The organism is Shinella sp. 20P9.1.1, from assembly GCF_057798995.1.
This window is the reverse complement of record NZ_JBYOLC010000010.1, coordinates 87,643-106,340: the sequence shown is the minus strand read 5'-3', so window position 1 is coordinate 106,340 and position 18,698 is coordinate 87,643. Positions and strand designations below refer to the sequence as shown.

The window sequence follows — 18,698 nt, the reverse complement described above, 5'->3', positions numbered from 1 at the left end:
GCGGAAATGAATCGTCGTGCCGGATAGGGGCGGCAAAAACCGCCGCTTTCATGGCAGGCCTGTCAATTGCCCGGATTTTGCCTATTCTCCGCTGCATGCTTCGGCAAACGCATCGGAAAGGGAATTGGCATGCAGGCAGCCTTCGGGAAAACTCTGGTCACGGCGGTTTTGGCGCTCGCGCTTGCAACGGGAGCCGCCGCTCAGGATGCCGCAAGCCCGGTCTGGCGCAGCGGCATTTCCACCATCGGCGAACTGAAGCATCCCAACGGCTTCGAACGTTTCGACTATGTCAATCCCGATGCGCCGAAGGGTGGCGAGCTGAAACTCTCCGAAACCGGCACCTATGACACGTTCAACCTCATCCTTTCCAAGGGCGAGGCGGCGACGGGCGTCGGCTCGCTCGTCTTCGATACGCTGCTGAAATCGGCCGAGGACGAGATCACCGCCTCCTACGGCCTGCTCGCCGAAGGCGTCTCCTATCCCGACGATTTCTCGTCCGCGACCTTCCGCCTGCGCGCGGAAGCGAAATGGGCGGATGGAAAGCCCGTGACGCCGGAGGACGTCGTCTATTCCTTCGAAAAGCTGAAGGAGCACAATCCGCTTTATGCCAACTATTACCGCCATGTGATCTCGGCGGAAAAGACCGGCGAGCGCGACATCACCTTCCGCTTCGACGAGAAGAACAACCGCGAACTGCCGAACATTCTCGGCCAGTTTCCGGTCATCCCCAAACATTGGTGGGAGGGAACGGACGACAAGGGTAACAAGCGCGACATCAGCCGCACAACGCTGGAGCCGGTGATGGGCTCCGGGCCGTACAAGATCGGCGCATTCCAGGCCGGCGCCTCCATCCGCTTCGAGCGGCGCGACGACTATTGGGGCAAGAACCTCAACGTAAATGTCGGCCAGAACAATTTCGGCACGATCATCTACACGTTCTTCGGCGACAGGACCGTCGAATTCGAAGCCTTCCGCACCGGCAATGTCCAGTTCTACCAGGACAACAGCGCGAGCCACTGGGCGACGGCATACGATTTCCCGGCCGCCAAGGACGGGCGCGTGGTGCGGGAGGAGATCGAGAACCCGCTGCGCGCCACCGGCATCATGCAGGCCTTCGTGCCGAACCTGCGCCGCGACAAGTTCAAGGATCAGAAGGTGCGCGAGGCGCTGAACTATGCCTTCGATTTCGAGGACCTGAACCGCAGCCTCGCCTATAACGCCTTCCAGCGCGTCGACAGCTATTTCTGGGGTACGGAGCTCGCCTCCTCCGGCCTGCCGGAAGGGCGCGAGAAGCAAATCCTCGAAGAATTGAAGGACAAGGTTCCGCCAGAAGTCTTCACCACGCCCTATACCAATCCCGTCAACGGCGACCCGCAGAAGGTGCGCACCAACCTGCGCAAGGCGTTGGATCTCTTCAAGGAGGCTGGCTACGAACTGAAGGACCGCAAGCTCGTCAATGTGAAGACGGGTGAGCCCTTCGGCTTCGAAATCCTGCTCTCCAATCCCTCCTTCGAGCGCACGGTCACGCCCTTCGTCAACAGCGTGAAGAAGATCGGCGTCGATGCGCGCATCCGCACCGTCGATGCCTCGCAATACACCAACCGTACCCGCAGCTTCGATTATGACATGATCTACGGCATCTGGGCGCAGACGCTGGTGCCGGGCAACGAGCAGAGCGACTATTGGGGCTCGGCCTCGGCCAACCAGCAGGGCTCGAAGAACTATGCCGGCATTTCCGATCCGGCGATCGACGACCTCATCCGCCGCATCATCTTCGCGCCGAACCGCGATGAGCTGATCGCCGCCACCCACGCGCTCGACCGCGTTCTGCTTGCCCATCACTATGTCGTGCCGCTGTTCTATGCCAAGGCGCAGCGCATCGCCTATTGGAACAATCTCGCCCGTCCGCAGGAGCTGCCCTACTACGGGCTCGGTTTCCCGCAGGTCTGGTGGTCGAAGACCGCTGCGAAATGAGGCGGGGCTTGCGCCGCAAAGCCGGCTGGGCTCCATATAGCGGCAGCGAATCACCGCTGCCGGCAGTGGCGGCTAAACGAGAAGGTCTGGGTTTGATCGACTGGATATCGAAGCGGCGGCGTGCCGCGGATGCGCACGTCCTTCCGGCGAGGCGTCGCTGATGGGCGCCTATATCCTGCGTCGTCTCCTGCTGATGATCCCGACCATCTTCGGCATCATGGCGATTTCCTTCGCCATCGTGCAGTTCGCACCGGGCGGCCCGGTGGAGCAGGTCATTTCCGACCTCACCAACCAGGGCGCGGGCGACCGTCTCTCCGGCGGCAGCGACATGCTGCAGAATGCCGGCGGCGAGGGCGCCTATCGCGGCTCGCAGGGGTTGGATCCCGAATTCATCGCCAAGCTGGAAAAACAGTTCGGCTTCGACAAGCCGCCGCTCGAGCGCTTCTTCACGATGATGTGGGATTACATGCGCTTCGATTTCGGCGAGAGCTTCTTCCGCAACACCTCGGTCGTCGATCTCATCGCCGAGAAGATGCCGGTCTCCATCTCGCTCGGCGTGTGGATCCTGATCTTCTCCTACGCCATCTCCATCCCGCTCGGCATCAAGAAGGCGGTGTCGGACGGATCGGCCTTCGACGTCTGGACCTCGGGCATCATCATCATCGGCTATGCGGTGCCGAGCTTCCTGTTCGGCATCCTGCTCATCGTGCTCTTCGCCGGCGGATCCTTCCTCGACTGGTTCCCGCTGCGCGGCATCGTCTCCGACAATTTCGACAGCCTCGCCTGGTGGCAGAAGCCGCTCGACTACATGTGGCACATGACCCTGCCGCTGATCACGCTGCTGCTCTCGGCCTTCGCGACCACGACGCTTTTGACCAAGAACTCGTTCATCGACGAGATCAAGAAGCAATATGTCACGACGGCCCGCGCCAAGGGCCTGAACGAGCGCCAGGTGCTCTACGGCCACGTCTTCCGCAATGCCATGCTGATCATCATCGCCGGCTTCCCCGGCGCCTTCATCTCGGCCTTCTTCACGGGATCGCTGCTCATCGAATATATCTTCTCGCTCGATGGCCTCGGCCGCCTCGGCTACGATTCCATCGTGCGGCGCGACTATCCGATCGTCTTCGCCACGCTCTTCATCTTCTCGCTGATGGGCCTCGTCGTCAGCCTCATCTCCGACCTCATCTACACCTGGGTCGACCCCCGCATCGATTTCGACCGGAGGGACGTGTGATGAGCGCCGTGACGGATGCAAAGCCGGTCGCGCCCCCGCGCAAGGGGCTGCTCAATCCGACCAATCTTCGGCGCTGGGAGAATTTCAAGGCGAACCGGCGCGGTTACTGGTCGCTGTGGATATTCCTCGTCATCTTCGTTCTCTCGCTCTTTGCCGAGGGCATCGCCAACGACCGGCCGATCATCGCCTCCTACAAAGGCGAACTGCTGTTCCCCGTCGTGGTCGATTACCCGGAAGAAAAGTTCGGCGGCTTCCTGGCCGAGACCGATTACCGCTCGGATTTCATTCAGGAAGAGGTCAACGCCAACGGCTGGATGATCTGGCCGCCGATCCGCTATTCCTACAGTTCGACCAATTCCAACATCCCGCATTCCGCCCCGACGAAACCCTTCTGGCTGATGTCGAAGGAAGAGCGCTGCGCCGGTTATCCCGGCGGCGTGAACGATCCGAACTGCACGATCAGTAACCTTAACTGGCTCGGTACCGACGATCAGGCGCGCGACGTGCTCGCCCGCGCCATCTACGGCTTCCGTATCTCGGTGCTGTTCGGTCTGGCGCTCACCATCGCATCCGCCATTGTCGGCGTGACGGCGGGGGCCGTGCAGGGCTATTTCGGTGGGTGGACCGATCTTCTGATGCAGCGCTTCATCGAAATCTGGTCGTCGATGCCGGTGCTCTATATCCTGCTGATCATCGCCGCCATCCTGCCGCCCGGCTTCTGGATTCTGCTCAGCATCATGCTGCTGTTCTCCTGGGTCGGTTTCGTCGGCGTGGTGCGCGCCGAATTTCTGCGCGCCCGCAATTTCGAATATGTCCGGGCGGCGCGCGCGCTCGGCGTCGGCAATGCCACGATCATGTATCGGCACCTGCTGCCCAACGCGATGGTGGCGACGCTGACCTTCCTGCCCTTCATCCTCTCGGGCTCGATCACCACGCTCACCTCGCTCGACTTCTTAGGGTTCGGCATGCCGCCGGGCTCGCCGTCGCTGGGCGAACTGATCGCGCAGGGCAAGAACAACCTTCAGGCGCCGTGGCTCGGCATCACCGCCTTCGTCGTCATGTCCGTCATGCTGTCGCTTCTGATCTTCGTCGGTGAAGCGACGCGCGACGCCTTCGATCCGAGGAAGACCTTCCGGTGAGCGCTCGCGAAATCCTCCTGTCCGTCAAGGATCTCTCCGTCGCCTTCCACCAGGGCGGCAAGACATCGCTTGCCGTCGACCGGGTGTCCTTCGACATCCACCGCGGCGAGGTCGTGGCGCTGGTCGGCGAATCCGGCTCCGGCAAGTCGGTGACGGCCAACTCCATCCTGAAGCTGCTGCCCTATCCGGCCGCCAGCCACCCCTCCGGCGAAATCCATTTCAATGGCAAGGACCTCTTGAACGCGTCGGATGCGACGTTGCGCAATGTGCGCGGCAACGACATCACGATGATCTTCCAGGAGCCGATGACCTCGCTCAATCCGCTGCATTCGATCGAGCGGCAGATCGGCGAGATCCTGAAGCTGCACCAGGGCATCGAAGGTGTGGCCGCGCGGGCAAAAATCCTGGAGCTGCTCAATCAGGTCGGCATCCGCGAGCCGGAAAAGCGCTTGGCCGCCTATCCGCATGAACTCTCCGGCGGCCAGCGCCAGCGCGTCATGATCGCCATGGCGCTCGCCAACCGCCCGGAACTGCTGATCGCCGACGAGCCGACGACGGCGCTTGATGTGACCGTGCAGGCGCAGATCCTCGAACTCCTGAAAAAACTCAAGGAAGAGCACGGCATGTCCATGCTCTTCATCACCCATGATCTCGGCATCGTGCGAAAATTCGCCGACCGGGTCTGCGTGATGACCAAGGGCAAGATCGTCGAGACCGGTCCGGTCGAGGAAATCTTCTCTAATCCGCAGCATGCCTATACGCGCCACCTGCTCGCCTCCGAGCCGAAGGGCGAGCCGCGGCCGGGCGATGCCGGCCAGCCCGTCATCATGGAGGCTGACGACGTCAAGGTCTGGTTCCCGATCAAGGCGGGCTTCATGCGCCGTGTGGTCGATCATGTGAAGGCGGTCGACGGCATCGACCTGACGCTGCGCGCCGGCCATACGCTCGGCGTCGTCGGCGAATCCGGTTCTGGCAAGACGACGCTTGGTCTCGCGCTGACGCGGCTCATCGCCTCGCAGGGCCGCATCGCCTTCATCGGGCAGGACATTGCCGGCCACTCCTTCGCAGAAATGCGTCCGCTGCGCCGGCGCATGCAGATCGTCTTCCAGGATCCCTTTGGCTCGCTGTCGCCGCGCATGTCGGTCGCCGATATCGTCGCGGAGGGGTTGAAGATCCACGAGCCCGCGCTGTCGGAAGCCGAGCGCGACCATCGTGTGGCCTCGGCGCTTGAGGAAACCGGTCTCGATGCGTCGACCCGCTGGCGCTATCCGCATGAATTTTCCGGCGGCCAGCGCCAGCGCATCGCGATTGCCCGCGCCATGGTGCTCAAACCCGAATTCGTCATGCTCGACGAGCCCACCTCCGCGCTCGACATGAGCGTGCAGGCACAGGTGGTCGAGCTTTTGCGCGATCTTCAGGCCAAACACAATCTCGCCTATCTCTTCATCAGCCACGACCTCAAAGTCGTGCGGGCGCTTGCCAATGACATCATCGTCATGCGCGCCGGGCGCGTCGTGGAGAAGGGGCCGGCGAAAGACATCATCGAGCGTCCGACGGAAGCCTATACCAAGGCTCTCATGGCCGCCGCCTTCAATCTCGAAGCCGTCAGGGCCGAGAGCATCCATCAGTAGCCAAGAAGAGACTGCCCATGAAAAGCCCTGTGATCATCGATCTGAAATTCGATCAGGAGGAGGTCGCGGCGGCGTTGAAGGGTGCCTTTCCGGACCGCGAGGTCGTCAACCTCCTGCATCCGGGCAATCGCAAGCGCGATCTCTCCGGCATCGACTATGCCGTGGTCTGGAAGCCGGGCGCCGATCTCTTTTCGCGGGCGAAGAATCTCAAGGTCGTATTTTCAGGCGGCGCGGGGGTCGATCACGTGCTGACACTGCCGGGCCTGCCGGATGTGCCGCTCGTCCGCTTCGTCGACGAGACGCTGACGACCCGCATGAGCGAATGGGTCGTCATGCAGTGCCTCCTGCACATGCGCCAGCACCGTCTCTACGAGGCACAGCGCGACAAGCGCATCTGGCGCGAGCTTTCCCAGCCCGAGGCGAAGGATTTTACCGTCGGCGTCATGGGCTTCGGCGTGCTCGGGCAGGATTCGGCGAAAAAGCTGAAGACACTCGGCTTCAACGTCATCGGCTGGTCGAAGAGCGGCCGCAAGGTCGAGGGTTTCGAGACCTTCGGCGACAGCGGTCTCGATGCCTTCCTCGGCAGGAGCGACATCCTGGTCGGCCTGCTGCCGCTGACGCCGGATACGAAGGGCATCTTCAACACCGGCCTCTTCACCCGTCTCAGCCGCAAGGGCCCGTTCGGCGCGCCCGTCTTCATCAATGCCGGGCGCGGTGGCAGCCAGGTCGAAGCCGATATCGTCGCGAGCCTCAACGACGGCACGCTCCACGGCGCCTCGCTCGACGTGTTCGAGCAGGAGCCGCTGCCGCTCGAAAGCCCGCTCTGGTCGATGGACAAGGCCTTTTTGACGCCGCACGCCGCGGCGGCTTCGGACGTCGCAGCGCTCTTCCGCCATGTCGAGCAGCAGGTCGAGCGCCTCGAAAGCGGCAAGCCGCTGGAGCATCTCGTCGATCGAAACGCGGGCTACTAAGGTTCAGGGCCGGCGGTAGCCCGTCGGCCGCTCATAGAGCCAGCCGATGCGTTCGATGGCGGCATCCAGCCCCTCGCGGGCCACGCTCATCGTGTGGCCATTGGCGTGGATGATGGCCGCATCGTCTTCCATGATCGCCACATGGCCCTTCCAGAAGACGAGATCGCCGCGGCGCAACTCCTCGCGAGTGATCGACGTGCCGAGGCCGGTGGCCTGCATGTCGGAATCACGCGGGGCCGTGCGGCCGGCCATCATCATCGAGAGCTGCACCAGCGCCGAGCAATCTAGCCCGAAGCCGGAGCGGCCGCCCCAGAGATAGGGCGCTTCGAGGAAGCGGGTGGCGATGGCGACATAGTCGTCGCTGGCGGCCTCTCCAATGGGCAGGCAATGGCCGGCGACGACGGATTGCCCGCCCGCCAGCGTCAGGTAGCGCGTGCCGCGCGTTTCGTTCTCGCCGACGACCGTTAGCCGGCTTCCGATCGAAAGCGCAAAGGCGGCGGGTGTTCTGAGATCCGCGCCGCTATAGGCGAAGGTGCGGGGCACGGCGACGATATGGGTGGGGGCGGGCACGTCCGAAGACAGTGCTATCTCCCCGATATAGCCGACATAGCCGTCGAAACCGGATTTCACCCAGGCCCAGCCATCTGCCCGGTCGAGCACCTGCACGGTCTCGCCGAACAGCACCTGCGTATCGATGCCGGCGGCCGCGTCCGGCCGGGGCCGGAGCGACGCGACGGGCACGGCGACATGCGCGGGCGTGCCGGACACGTAATGCGGCGCCTCCACGCTGCCGCGCAGCGCTTCCTCGGCGAGGTCGGGACGATAGGCATTGAGGCGGCGATCGGGCAGGGCGTTCATGGGTGTCTCACGGAACGAGCGTATGGCCCCTGGCGATGATGAGGTCGCCGAGCCGTTCGAGATAAAGCGCACCCTCGACGGTGCGCTTGATGATGACATTGCGGCGGTCGCGGTCGTCGCGCATGCGGGTAACGAGACCCTGTTCGCCCATCGTGTCAAGAGCGCGCGTAATGACGGGCTTGGTCACGCCGAGCTTGGCGGCAAGCCCGCGCACGGTGTGCGGCGGCGGCACGAGATAAATTTCGAGCAGGATAGCGAGCTGGCGCAGCGTCAGGTCGCGACCATCGGCATGCACCTGCTGCACGGTCACCTCGTGCCAGAGGCCGAGCGCCTGCGATGGGGTCAAGTCTACCGGCACGGCGCCTCCGGGGATGAGCCTGTCCGCCCGGTAAAAGGGCGGCTCAGGCAGTTGTCCCGCATTTGCGTTAGCGTTTCGTTACGCTACCGTATCGGTTCCCCAAAAAGGAAGTTAGGCGGTGCTCGTGCGCAGGTGGTGATAGAGCGCGCGAATGGCCTGCGCCTCGCCGCCGACGGGTGAATGCGGTCGCTCGGCCTGCGCCCACGCATAGATGTCGAAATGCGCCCAATGCTTGTTGCGGGTGACGAAGCGCTTGAGGAAGAGGGCGGCCGTGATCGAGCCCGCCATGCCGCCCGAGGGGGCATTGGTGAGATCGGCGATGCGGGCGGAGACGTCCTTGTCATAGCCCATATAGAGCGGCATGCGCCACATCGGGTCGTCCACCGTCAGGCTCGCTTCGGTGAGATCCTGCGCCAGATCCTCGTCGTCGGTGAAGAAGGGCGGTAGGTCGGGGCCGAGCGCCACGCGGGCCGCTCCCGTCAGCGTCGCCATGTCGACGATCAGATCGGCCTCTTCCTCGTCGGCATAGGCCAGCGCGTCGGCCAGGATCAGCCGGCCCTCGGCGTCGGTGTTGTCGATCTGGACGGTCAGGCCCTTGCGGCTCCTATAGATATCGCCGGGGCGGAAGGCGTTGGACGAGATCGAGTTCTCGACGACGGGCAACAGCACGCGCAGGTCGACCTTCAGCTTGGCGTCCATGATCATCAGCGCGAGGCCCATGACATTGGCCGCACCGCCCATGTCCTTCTTCATCAAGAGCATGGAAGAGGCCGGCTTGATGTCGAGGCCGCCGGTATCGAAAGTCACGCCCTTGCCGACCAGCGTCACGCGCTTGTGGCCCTTCTTGCCCCAGCGCAGTTCGAGCAGGCGCGGCGCCTGTTCGGAGGCGCGGCCGACCGTATGCACGAGCGGGAAATTTTCCTTGAGCAGGTCGTCGCCCGAAATGACCGACACCTTCGCCTTGTAGTGTTCTCCAAGCGCGCGGAAAACGTCTTCCAGCGCGTCCGGTCCCATGTCGTTGGTGGGCGTGTTGATCAGGTCGCGCGCGAGGAACACGCCGGCGAGCTGGCGTTTGATATCGGTGGCGTCGGCATCGGAGGGGATGAGCAGCGTCGGCGCTTCGGAGGCGGAGGCCTTGTAACGCTCGAAGCGGTAGCTGCCGAGACCGTAGCCGAGCGCCAGGCGGTTTGCCGTCAGCGGCGCGGTCTCGACATGCCAGTCGCCGGCCGGCAGTGCGCGGGCGAGCTTGCCCGCCAGGAAGGGCGCGTCGGACGGGTTCTTGCCCAGCCCGAACAGCGCGCCGCCGAGATGGCCGTCCGCGGTCGGTACCATCAGGAGCGCGCCCGAATCCGCCTTGAAGCCCGCCTTCTTCGCCCAGTCCAAGGCAATCGGGTCGATCGTGCCGGTCTCGATATGAGCAGGCGTGATCGCAAAGATCGGCAGCGTCTTTCCGTTCTTCGTGTTGAAGGGAGAGGGCCGGTCGATGAACTGGAAGGGGGCCATGGGGAACCTTTGGAGAAAGCCGGGAGAATCGGCCAATTAACACTCTGTTAGGGTTAACAGATTATTGCTGGTGCGGAGATTGCGGCGTGATTCCTTAACCGCCGCGTCATGCGGAAATCGCTTCGGGGACTGATCATGACCGCTTACCGCACGCGCTCGTCACTTCGCAAAGGGCTCCTGAGGGGTGCAGCCCTGCTTGCCATCGCCGTGGCGGTGGCCGGTTGCGCGGGCGGCAAGAGCAACCTAACGACGGGCTCCATTTCGCGCGGCGGAAAGCCCATCGACCAGATGAACGCGACGGAGCTTCGCGGCGCCGCCGACAGCATCGGCCAAGCCTATGCGAAGAACCCGAAGGACCGCAATATCGGCCTCAACTACGCCAATGTGCTGCGCATGAACGGCCGCAACGACCAGGCGCTCGCCGTCATGCAGCAGGTCGCCATCAATTTCCCGAGCGACCGCGACGTGCTCGCCGCTTACGGCAAGGCGCAGGCCGCCGCCGGCCAGCTGGAGCAGGCGCTGAACACCATTGGCCGCGCCCAGACGCCCGATCGCCCCGACTGGCGTCTGAAATCGGCCGAAGGCGCCATTCTCGACCAGCTCGGCCGTTCCGGCGAAGCGCGCCAGCGCTACCGCGAGGCGCTCGACATCAACCAGAACGAACCCTCGGTCCTCTCCAATCTCGGCATGTCCTATCTGCTTGCGAAGGATCTGAAGACGGCCGAAACCTATCTGCGCTCGGCTGCCTCGCAGCCCGGCGCCGACAGCAGCGTGCGCCAGAACCTGGCACTCACGGTCGGCCTGCAGGGTCGATTCCAGGAAGCGGAAAACATCGCGCGGCAGGAACTGACCGCCGATCAGGCGGAAGCCAATGTCAAATATCTGCGCTCCATGCTCGCTCAGCAGAATTCCTGGAAGAAGCTCGCCGCCGACGACAACGGTACGAACTGAGACCGGATATCGAGATTTCGAATAGTCCCTCCCAAGGACGCCTTCGCCCCGGCAGGATTTCTCCTGACCGGGGCGTTTTCTGTTCAGGGGCAGGAGGCGTTACTTGAAGGTGTCGGAAACCTGGATGCCGGCGGGGCCGAGAATGACGGCGACCAGCACGGGAAGAAAGAACAGGATCATCGGCACGGTGAGCTTCGGCGGCAGGGCGGCCGCTTTCTTTTCGGCTTCGTTCATGCGCTGGTCGCGGCATTCCTGGGCCAGTACGCGCAGCGCCTGCGCCAGCGGCGTTCCGTAGCGTTCAGCCTGGATGAGCGCCTGTGCGACGGCCTTCACCGTATCGAGGCCGATACGCGTGCCGAGATTTTCATAGGCTGCGCGCCGCTCCTGCAGGAATGAGAGCTCGGCCGTCGTGAGCACCAGCTCTTCGGCGAGTTCCGGCGAGGCCATGGCGATTTCATCGGCCACGCGCTTGAAGGCAACCTCGATGGAAATACCCGATTCCACACAGATCAGCATGAGGTCGAGCGCATCCGGCCAGGCACGACGGATCGAGCTCTGCCGCTTGTTGACCTTGTTGGAGATGAAGATGTTCGGCGCATAGAAGCCGAGATAGGCGCTCAGAAGGGTGGCCAGCAGCCGCATGAAGAACGGCTTTTCGCCGAGATAGCCGAGATAGAAGATGTAGAAGGCGCCCACCGCGCCGAAGAGGAAGGGCAGCACGAAGCGTGCGAACAGGAAGATGTTGAGGGCGTTCTGCGAGCGATAGCCTGCCTGGCGCAGCCGGTTCATCGTGTTGGCGTCGACGAGCGCCTCGCGCAGGTTCAGCCGCTCGACGATCTGGCGCACCGAGGTGTTATGCTGGGCGCGCAGCGAGGCCTTGCTCTGCACGGCCTCGGCATTGAGGCGCGCGCGCTCGCGGGCGCGCATCTGCTCGCGTTCGAGCGCCACCGATTTCATACGTTTGTCGAGATCGCCGCGGTCGAGATAGGGCACCGCCAAAGTGTAGATGGTTGCGAGCACCGCCATCATTACGAAGGCCGGCAGGAGAACGGTCGGGTCGGTGAGAGTGGTGACGAGTCCGGACATGCCCGCGCGCTCCTAGATGTCGAAGTTGATCATTTTGCGCATCATGAGGATGCCGATGGACATCCAGCCGAGGCCGAGGCCGAGGATCAGGTGACCGCGCGGATCCGTAAACAGGATCATGATGTAATCGGGCGAGGTCAGGTAGACGAGCAGGGTCACGATGAAGGGCAGGGCGCCGATGATGGCGGCTGACGCCTTCGCTTCCATCGAGAGCGCCTGCACCTTGTCGCGCATCTTGCGCCGTTCGCGCAGCACGCGCGACAGGTTGCCGAGCGCTTCGGAAAGATTGCCGCCGGCCTGGCTCTGGATGGCGATGACGATGGCGAAGAAGTTGGTTTCCTGCAGCGGAATGCTGGTGAACATCCGCGCACAGGCTTCCGGCACACTCAAGCCCACCTGCTGGGCTTCGACGATCTTGCGGAATTCCGTGCGCACCGGCTCCTGCCCTTCCGCGGCGATGAGGCGAAGCGCGTCCGTCAGCGGCAGGCCCGACTTGATGGAGCGCACCATGACATCAAGCGAATTCGGAAATTCAGCCAGGAACCGTTTCAGGCGACGTTTGATCATGAAGCCTACGAACCAGCGCGGCACGCCGAGCGCCGCGATGACGGCAACGCCAAAGCCGACGAACAGCCCGGCGCCGGCAATCAATGAAACCACGAAAGCGAAGAGGCCGAAGATGCCGCTATAGACATAGAACCGCGAAACCGTGATCGACAGGCCCGCCTGGACGAGCTTGGCCTTCAGCGTCGTGGCGATGCGCTTCGTCTGCTCCTGCTGCTTCTTTTCCAGGTCCTTCAACGAATCCTGCACGGATTTGCGGCGCTTGGACAGTTCCTGCATGCGGTCGCGGGCGACCTTGGCCTTGGACTGGTCGGTTTCTGCCGCCTGAACCCGCCGCACGCGGCTTTCCGCCTTCTTCTCCGTCTCGATGCGCGAGAAGAGGACGCCGTAGGTGAGCCCCGCCGTGGCGATGGCTGCCAACGCGAAGATGGCGACGATGGTGATATCCAATCCGAACATCGTCTGCCTCTACGGTTTTTCCATCGCGTCGAGCGCCGCCGCCAGGCGCTTGTCCTCGTTGAAATAGCGGGCGCGGTCCCAGAAATGCGGCTTGCCGATGCCCGTGCCCGAATGGTGGCCGATGAGACGCCCGTTGGCGTCCTCGCCCTGGATCTCGAAGCGCATCAGGTCCTGGGTAACGATGACGTCACCTTCCATGCCGACGACTTCGGTGATGTGGGTGATGCGGCGCGAGCCGTCGCGCAGGCGCGAGGCCTGGATGATGACGTCGATGGAGCCCGCGATGATTTCGCGCACGGTCTTGGCCGGCAGCGTGTAGCCACCCATGGCGATCATGGATTCCATACGGGAAAGGCATTCGCGCGGCGTGTTGGCGTGGATGGTGCCCATCGAGCCGTCATGGCCGGTGTTCATCGCCTGCAGGAGGTCGAAGACCTCGGGTCCGCGCACTTCGCCGACGATGATTCGTTCAGGACGCATACGCAGGCAGTTCTTGATGAGATCGCGCATGGTGATCTCGCCTTCGCCCTCGATGTTCGGCGGGCGGGTTTCGAGACGCACGACATGCGGCTGCTGCAACTGGAGTTCGGCGGAGTCTTCGCAGGTGATGACGCGCTCGTCGCGGTCGATATAGTTGGTCAGGCAGTTGAGCAGCGTCGTCTTGCCCGAACCGGTACCGCCGGAGATGACGAGGTTGCAGCGCACGCGGCCGATGATCTGCAGAAGCGTCGCGCCTTCAGGTGTGATCGAACCGAACTTGACGAGCTGGTCGAGCGTCAGCTTGTCCTTCTTGAATTTACGGATGGTGAGCGCGGTGCCGTCGATGGCGAGCGGCGGGGCGATCACGTTGACGCGCGATCCGTCGGGAAGGCGCGCGTCGCAGATCGGGCTCGATTCGTCGACACGGCGGCCGACCTGGCTGACGATGCGCTGGCAGATCGAGAGCAGCTGGGCGTTGTCGCGGAAGCGGATTTCCGATTCCTGCACCTTGCCGGCCACTTCGATATAGGTCTTGCCCGCACCGTTGACCATGATGTCGGCGATGTCGTCGCGCGCCAGAAGCGGTTCCAGCGGACCGTAGCCGAGAACGTCGTTGCAGATGTCGTCAAGCAGTTCCTCCTGCTCGGAGATCGACATCGCGAAGTTCTTGATCGTGATGATGTCGTTGACGATGTCGCGAATTTCCTCGCGCGCGCTCTCGGTGTCGAGCTTGGCGAGCTGCGACAGGTCGATCGTGTCGATCAGCGCGGAGAAGACCTGGCTTTTCGTGTCGTAATAGTCCTCGGTGCGCGGCGTGCGGCGGCGCGCGGTTGCGGCGGGCGCTATTACGGGGGCAGGCGCAGGCTCGAAAACCGGCTGCGCCGGTGCCGCGCTGACCGGCCGCTCCGCCGTCACGGTCTGGGTGGCGTGCGCCATGGCATGCACCGGTTGGCCAACCGGGCCGCCCTTGCCTGAACCTTCATTGCCGCGTTTGCCGAACATGCCTTGTCATCCAGTCTGTTGTTGCCCTGAGGCCTTACTTTCGGCCGAGCAGGCCCAGCATCTTGCCGAGGCCGGCCTTCTTGGCCTTCTTGACCGTCGAGCGGCCCGTCACGATATGGGCGAGCTGCGAGAAGGTCTCCGCCGTCGGCGACTTCTTGTCCATTTCCGCGATCATGCGGCCGCTGTTGGAGGCCGTGCCGAAAAGCTGCGCGTCGAAAGGAATGACCGCAATCGGCTGGATGCCGAGCGGCTCGCAGAAGTCGTCGGGCGCGATTTCCGGGCGCTTCGGCAAGCCGACCTGGTTGAGCACCAGATGCGGCGGCTTGTCGTTGGGCCGAAGCTTCTTCAGGGCGTCCAGCATGTTCTTCGCATTGCGCAGATTGGCGAGGTCGGGAACGGCGGTGATGATCACCTCGTCGACTTCCGACAGCAGTGCGCGCGTCCATTCCGACCAGGCATGCGGCACGTCCAGCACGGTGACCGGAGCGCTGCGTTGCAGCACCTCGACGATCGGCTGGAAGGAGCCGCGTTCGAGATCGTAGGCGCGGTCCAGCATGGAGGGGGCGGCGAGCAGCGACAGATGTTGCGAGCACTTCGTCAGAAGGCGGTCGAGGAACACCTCATCGAGCCGTTCCGGTGCGCTGATCGCCTCGGAAATGCCCTGCGGCGGATCCTGGTCGAAGTCGATATTGGCCGTGCCGTAGGGCAGGTCGAGGTCGGCGAGGATGACCTCCGTCTGGAAGAGATTGGAAATGTCGAAGGCGCAGTTGTGCGCGATCGTCGAGGAGCCGCAGCCGCCCTTGGCGCCGATGAAGGCGATAGTGCGGCCGAGCGGCTCGGCTTCCGGATCGACGAAGATCGCCGTCATGGCGTTCAGCACCTCGGCCATGCCGACGGGGCCGACCATATATTCGGAAATGCCGTTGCGGATGAGGTCGCGGTAGAGCGGAATATCGTTGTAGCGGCCGACGATGACGACCTTGGTGCTGGGGTCGCAAACCTGGGCGAGCGGGGCAAGCTCGTCCATGATGCCGCCGGGCTCGGTCGAGGTTTCCAGGATCAGGAGATTGGGCGTCGGTGCGGAAGCGAACATGTTGGCGGCCGCTGCGATGCTGGCGCTTGAAATGCGCAGGCTCACCTTGGCCATGCGGCGGTCCTGGCCGCAGCGTTCCATGGTGCGCAGCATCGCTTCGCTTTCGCAGAAGGCATGCACGGAAATGCGCGGCAGCGGCCGCACGGTCTCCATCTCGGTCGGCCGAACCGCTTCGTCCGCCATTCCCTCGCCGGCACGCTCAATGGTGTAGTCTACTGTGCTCATCGTCATGCCCGTTCCTGGTATCCGGCGGACCGGTGGGAGTGGTTCAACGCGCCTGCCGTCAGAAATCCGGCTGGCCGTTCTTGCGGTAGTCCTGGATCACCACATTGCGCTGCTCGGCGTCGATCGCGCTCATGCCGCGCGGCTGGACGAGATCCATCGGATTGGCGACCTGGGCGGCCAGGTTGGCCTGCGTCGCGCAGCCGAAATTGTGGTAGTTCTTGTTTTCCATCGTGTTTTCGACGAGATCCTCCGGCCATTCGCCGCAGGGACCTGCCTTGGCGGTGATGGCGAAGAAGGCGAGCCGGATCGGCGCGTTCGGGCCGTAGGCGGCGGCGTCATAGGCCGTCTCGATCAGCATGTCGCGCTTGACGCCGGCCGCAATGAGGGTCGCGCGGATTTGCTTGCGCATATGGTCGGCCGTGGCCGCATTGGCCGAGCCGCGCGGCAGCATGATCTGCACGGCGCTGCGCGATTTAGCGGCATGGTCGGAAGCGAAGCCGCGGATGTTGTCGCGCACACCCGTTGTCAGCGACCGGTCGCCGGTGGCGATCGGGATGTCGAGCGTCTGGGCGTCCTCGGCCAGCACGATCGGGTGGCGCGTGCGGTAATCGTCCGGGATCGAGCCGGTTGCATTGCGGTCCGGCTTCGTGCCGCAGCCGGAAAGGGCGACGGCAGTGAGGACGAGGGTGGCGGCGAGCGCGATGCGCATCGGGCGGCTCCTTGCGGAAGGACGGAAGTTCTGGATCGTTTCGCTCATGGATCTGTCCGTCATTTGTAGATGAAGCCGATGGAGCCGTGATAATTGCCGGCGGGCATCGCATCTTCCTTGCGGCCGTAGACCTTGTTCACCTTGCCGAGGAAGAAGCTCGCAGCATCGTTGGTCGCGTTGAAATTGTCGTCGGGACGCGACAGCGCGGTGCGCGCGACCGGCCGCACGAGATAGGGCGTGGCGATGATCACCATTTCCGTCTCGTTCCGCACGAAATCCTTGGATCGGAACAGCGTGCCGAATATCGGGATCTTCGAGAGGCCCGGCAGACCCGACATCGCCTGGCGAATATCGTCCTGAACGAGGCCAGCGATGACGATGGAGCCGCCGGAGGGCAACTCGACGCTTGTCGTGGCCTCGCGGCGGCGAATGCCGAGCGCGGTCAGGCCGTTAATGGTGTTGTTACCGCCCCAGGTCGTCGATCCCTGGAAGGTCGGTTCCGACACTTCCGTCTGAACGCGCAGACTGATGCGCCCCGGCGAAAGGACGACCGGTCGGAAATTCAGCCGGATGCCGTATTCGACCTCTTGGACGGTGCGTTTGACCGTGTAGCGGTCTTTACCGGTAACGTCGTCTTTCTCCGTGCCGATTTCCTGCTCGGTCGGCAGGCGGAAATCGCCGCCGACATAGAACTTGGCCTCCTCGCCGGAGATGGCGGTGAGGCTTGGTTCGGCCAGCGTGCGCATGACGCCGGCCTGCTCCATGGCGCTGACATAGCTTGCAAGGGTAAGCCCGCCGACGCTGCCGCCGAGGGCTCCACTGACGTTCCAGTCTGCGGCGCCGCCGAGATTGGTCGGATTGCGGAAGGAGATACCGCCCGCCGATCCCAGGGCTGAGCCGTTGAACCCGAGCTGCTTGAGCACCTGCCGGCTGACTTCGGCAACCGTCACTTTCAGGGTGACCTGATCTTCGCCGTCGATCTTCAGCATGTTCACGACCTGAGAGCGCTGACGGTCTTCGCCGAAGATCGCCGCGTCGCCGTTGTTGCCCTGGGCCGTGATGTTGCGCGTGGTCGCCTCGCCGCCCTTCAGGAAGATTTCGGCCAACCGTGTCGCCTGGGCGGCATCCTGCGGCGTGCGCACCGTGCCGTTCAGCACGATGTTGTCGGAGATGATTTCGACCTGGATGTCGGAATCCGGGATGAAGCGGCGCAGGTTCGCCTGCAGGCCGTCGATGTCGCGCTCGACGGTCAGGTCGATGCTGACGATCTCCTCGCCGTTCGGCCCGAAGATGAAGATATTGGTCTGGCCGACTTCCTTGCCGAACAGATAGATGCGGCGCGAACTACGCGTCACGGCATCCGCCTTGACCGGGTCTGCGACGAGGATGTCGTGCGCATCGGACGGCAGATCCACCACGATCGCCTTATTGAGGCCGAGCTTGACGGCCTTGCGGGCACCGGGCCCGCTCTCGCTGATGCGGATGACAGAGGCGGTTGCCGCCTCGGCGACTGCAACGGGGGCAAGCGGAAAGCCGGAAAAAGCGAGGCAGACACTCAGCCCGCCGGCGACAGAAGCCCGAAAAGTCTTAGCAAGTCCAAACACGGTCAGCTCCTGGTCACTGCTTTGCGGCATTCGTGCCGTTGACGATTTCGCCGCTTTTGATCACCGTGACGAGCGGCACGCCGTCGCCGCCGGAAAGCAGGTAGTCGGCGGCAGTCGTATCGGGTTCCTGGGCATCGGCGACACTGCGCAGCGCCAGCTGCAGCCGTTCGGCCATCTGCTGGGCGACGGTGATCACCTTGGTCTGGTCCGGCGTCAGTTCCAGCGTGGCGGTGGTGCCGACGGCCGATTTGGAGCCATCGGGATTTTCCTGGATTTGCTGGTCGATGGCGAGCACGCGCACGTTCGACAGTACGGTTTCCGTCAGAAACGAACCAATGTCGTTCTTGCGCACCATGATCACGTCGACGCGGTCGTTCGGCAGGATGAAGCCACCGGCGCCAGTCGCAACGGAGATTTCGGTCGCAACCGCCCGTTTGCCGGCCGGCAGCAGCGAAGACATGATTCGGTTGCTCGAATCCGCGATCTTTTCCTGGCGGATCGGCTCGCCGTCGAAAATCGGCATGCGGGCGATAGCGCCATCAAGGCTTTCCATCGCATCCGGCCGGTTCTGATCGGTGATGAAGCCTTCCACGACGGAGCCTTGCGGCCACGCCGCCCAGCTGAGCGAATCGGGCTTGAGGCGGGAGCCGACCGGCAGGCTTTCACGAGCGACAAGCACGTTGACGGTCGGTTCGCGTTCGATGACGGGATCGCCCTGGACGATGGTCGCCTTGCCACCACGCGCGACCTGCAGTGCAAGTAGGCCTGCAACGCCAGCCGACACGACGGCCACTGCCAGAATGATGATTCGCGCCGGTCTCATATGGATTCCCTGGGGCTGCGGACAGTTCTAT

The 18,698-nt window shown here is 63.6% G+C and carries 16 protein-coding genes; 6 read left to right on the top strand and 10 right to left on the bottom strand.

Annotated features, from left to right (window positions below; translation table 11 throughout):
• Positions 1-129: 129 nt before the first annotated feature.
• The 5 genes from AC27VQ_RS17950 to AC27VQ_RS17930 all read left to right on the top strand — a co-directional run bounded on the left by AC27VQ_RS17950 (position 130) and on the right by AC27VQ_RS17930 (position 6,952).
• Positions 130-1,974 (top strand): extracellular solute-binding protein, encoded by a 1,845-nt coding sequence (locus AC27VQ_RS17950; protein ID WP_488717340.1) that lies wholly within the window; start codon positions 130-132, stop codon positions 1,972-1,974.
• A 160-nt stretch (positions 1,975-2,134) separates the two neighbouring features.
• Complete coding sequence (locus AC27VQ_RS17945; RefSeq protein WP_488717339.1) at positions 2,135-3,211, top strand: microcin C ABC transporter permease YejB; 1,077 nt, start codon at positions 2,135-2,137, stop codon at positions 3,209-3,211.
• Positions 3,211-4,350 carry an ABC transporter permease gene (locus AC27VQ_RS17940; protein WP_488717338.1) on the top strand — a complete coding sequence of 380 codons (1,140 nt, stop codon included), beginning with the start codon at positions 3,211-3,213 and terminating at the stop codon, positions 4,348-4,350. Before AC27VQ_RS17945 ends, AC27VQ_RS17940 begins: the two co-directional genes overlap by 1 nt.
• Positions 4,347-5,981, top strand: a complete 1,635-nt coding sequence (locus AC27VQ_RS17935) for an ABC transporter ATP-binding protein (protein WP_313526529.1) — start codon at positions 4,347-4,349, stop codon at positions 5,979-5,981. The genes AC27VQ_RS17940 and AC27VQ_RS17935 overlap by 4 nt, the downstream gene beginning before the upstream one ends.
• 11 nt (positions 5,982-5,992) lie before the next feature.
• A complete protein-coding gene (locus AC27VQ_RS17930; protein WP_488717431.1) occupies positions 5,993-6,952 on the top strand; it encodes a 2-hydroxyacid dehydrogenase in 960 nt (319 codons plus the stop codon).
• A 3-nt stretch (positions 6,953-6,955) separates the two neighbouring features.
• Here AC27VQ_RS17930 and AC27VQ_RS17925 read toward each other — a convergent pair whose 3' ends face one another.
• The 3 genes from AC27VQ_RS17925 to AC27VQ_RS17915 form a co-directional block, all read right to left on the bottom strand.
• Positions 6,956-7,810 (bottom strand): C40 family peptidase, encoded by an 855-nt coding sequence (locus AC27VQ_RS17925; protein WP_488717337.1) that lies wholly within the window; start codon positions 7,808-7,810, stop codon positions 6,956-6,958.
• Between the two features lie 7 nt (positions 7,811-7,817).
• Entirely contained in the window at positions 7,818-8,168 is a 351-nt protein-coding gene (locus AC27VQ_RS17920; protein WP_298100124.1) for a MarR family transcriptional regulator, read from the bottom strand.
• 111 nt (positions 8,169-8,279) lie between these two features.
• The gene (locus AC27VQ_RS17915) at positions 8,280-9,671 is read right to left on the bottom strand and encodes a leucyl aminopeptidase family protein (protein ID WP_488717336.1); all 1,392 of its coding nucleotides are present in this window, start codon (positions 9,669-9,671) and stop codon (positions 8,280-8,282) included.
• 135 nt (positions 9,672-9,806) lie between these two features.
• Between AC27VQ_RS17915 and AC27VQ_RS17910 the strand changes: the two genes are divergently transcribed.
• Positions 9,807-10,622 carry a tetratricopeptide repeat protein gene (locus AC27VQ_RS17910; protein WP_488717335.1) on the top strand — a complete coding sequence of 272 codons (816 nt, stop codon included), beginning with the start codon at positions 9,807-9,809 and terminating at the stop codon, positions 10,620-10,622.
• Between the two features lie 99 nt (positions 10,623-10,721).
• Here the strand turns inward: AC27VQ_RS17910 and AC27VQ_RS17905 are convergent, their stop codons facing one another.
• The 7 genes from AC27VQ_RS17905 to cpaB are packed head-to-tail and all read right to left on the bottom strand — an operon-like array spanning position 10,722 to position 18,667.
• Positions 10,722-11,708: a type II secretion system F family protein gene (locus AC27VQ_RS17905; RefSeq protein WP_313526544.1), complete on the bottom strand. Its 987-nt coding sequence runs from the start codon at positions 11,706-11,708 to the stop codon at positions 10,722-10,724.
• Positions 11,709-11,720: 12 nt separating this feature from the next.
• Positions 11,721-12,731: a type II secretion system F family protein gene (locus AC27VQ_RS17900; protein ID WP_313526547.1), complete on the bottom strand. Its 1,011-nt coding sequence runs from the start codon at positions 12,729-12,731 to the stop codon at positions 11,721-11,723.
• A gap of 9 nt (positions 12,732-12,740) precedes the next feature.
• Entirely contained in the window at positions 12,741-14,213 is a 1,473-nt protein-coding gene (locus AC27VQ_RS17895; RefSeq protein WP_488717334.1) for a TadA family conjugal transfer-associated ATPase, read from the bottom strand.
• A 34-nt stretch (positions 14,214-14,247) separates the two neighbouring features.
• Positions 14,248-15,531 carry a CpaE/TadZ family protein gene (locus AC27VQ_RS17890; RefSeq protein WP_421593182.1) on the bottom strand — a complete coding sequence of 428 codons (1,284 nt, stop codon included), beginning with the start codon at positions 15,529-15,531 and terminating at the stop codon, positions 14,248-14,250.
• A 58-nt stretch (positions 15,532-15,589) separates the two neighbouring features.
• Positions 15,590-16,288, bottom strand: coding sequence for a CpaD family pilus assembly protein (locus tag AC27VQ_RS17885; RefSeq protein WP_488717333.1), 699 nt, complete (start codon positions 16,286-16,288; stop codon positions 15,590-15,592).
• An 11-nt stretch (positions 16,289-16,299) separates the two neighbouring features.
• Positions 16,300-17,874, bottom strand: coding sequence for a type II and III secretion system protein family protein (locus tag AC27VQ_RS17880; protein WP_488717332.1), 1,575 nt, complete (start codon positions 17,872-17,874; stop codon positions 16,300-16,302).
• Entirely contained in the window at positions 17,858-18,667 is an 810-nt protein-coding gene (cpaB, locus tag AC27VQ_RS17875; RefSeq protein WP_488717331.1) for a Flp pilus assembly protein CpaB, read from the bottom strand. Before cpaB ends, AC27VQ_RS17880 begins: the two co-directional genes overlap by 17 nt.
• Positions 18,668-18,698 lie beyond the last annotated feature (31 nt).

What these genes read in the sequence shown, in the direction of transcription:
- AC27VQ_RS17925 (WP_488717337.1), bottom strand. Translation starts at nt 7,810, where the DNA reads ATGAACGCCCTGCCCGATCGCCGCCTCAATGCCTATCGTCCCGACCTC.
- AC27VQ_RS17915 (WP_488717336.1), bottom strand. Translation starts at nt 9,671, where the DNA reads ATGGCCCCCTTCCAGTTCATCGACCGGCCCTCTCCCTTCAACACGAAG.
- AC27VQ_RS17900 (WP_313526547.1), bottom strand. Translation starts at nt 12,731, where the DNA reads ATGTTCGGATTGGATATCACCATCGTCGCCATCTTCGCGTTGGCAGCC.
- AC27VQ_RS17890 (WP_421593182.1), bottom strand. Translation starts at nt 15,531, where the DNA reads ATGAGCACAGTAGACTACACCATTGAGCGTGCCGGCGAGGGAATGGCG.
- AC27VQ_RS17940 (WP_488717338.1), top strand. Translation starts at nt 3,211, where the DNA reads ATGAGCGCCGTGACGGATGCAAAGCCGGTCGCGCCCCCGCGCAAGGGG.
- AC27VQ_RS17885 (WP_488717333.1), bottom strand. Translation starts at nt 16,288, where the DNA reads ATGAGCGAAACGATCCAGAACTTCCGTCCTTCCGCAAGGAGCCGCCCG.
- cpaB (WP_488717331.1), bottom strand. Translation starts at nt 18,667, where the DNA reads ATGAGACCGGCGCGAATCATCATTCTGGCAGTGGCCGTCGTGTCGGCT.
- AC27VQ_RS17910 (WP_488717335.1), top strand. Translation starts at nt 9,807, where the DNA reads ATGACCGCTTACCGCACGCGCTCGTCACTTCGCAAAGGGCTCCTGAGG.
- AC27VQ_RS17905 (WP_313526544.1), bottom strand. Translation starts at nt 11,708, where the DNA reads ATGTCCGGACTCGTCACCACTCTCACCGACCCGACCGTTCTCCTGCCG.
- AC27VQ_RS17895 (WP_488717334.1), bottom strand. Translation starts at nt 14,213, where the DNA reads ATGTTCGGCAAACGCGGCAATGAAGGTTCAGGCAAGGGCGGCCCGGTT.
- AC27VQ_RS17945 (WP_488717339.1), top strand. Translation starts at nt 2,135, where the DNA reads ATGGGCGCCTATATCCTGCGTCGTCTCCTGCTGATGATCCCGACCATC.
- AC27VQ_RS17950 (WP_488717340.1), top strand. Translation starts at nt 130, where the DNA reads ATGCAGGCAGCCTTCGGGAAAACTCTGGTCACGGCGGTTTTGGCGCTC.
- AC27VQ_RS17880 (WP_488717332.1), bottom strand. Translation starts at nt 17,874, where the DNA reads ATGCCGCAAAGCAGTGACCAGGAGCTGACCGTGTTTGGACTTGCTAAG.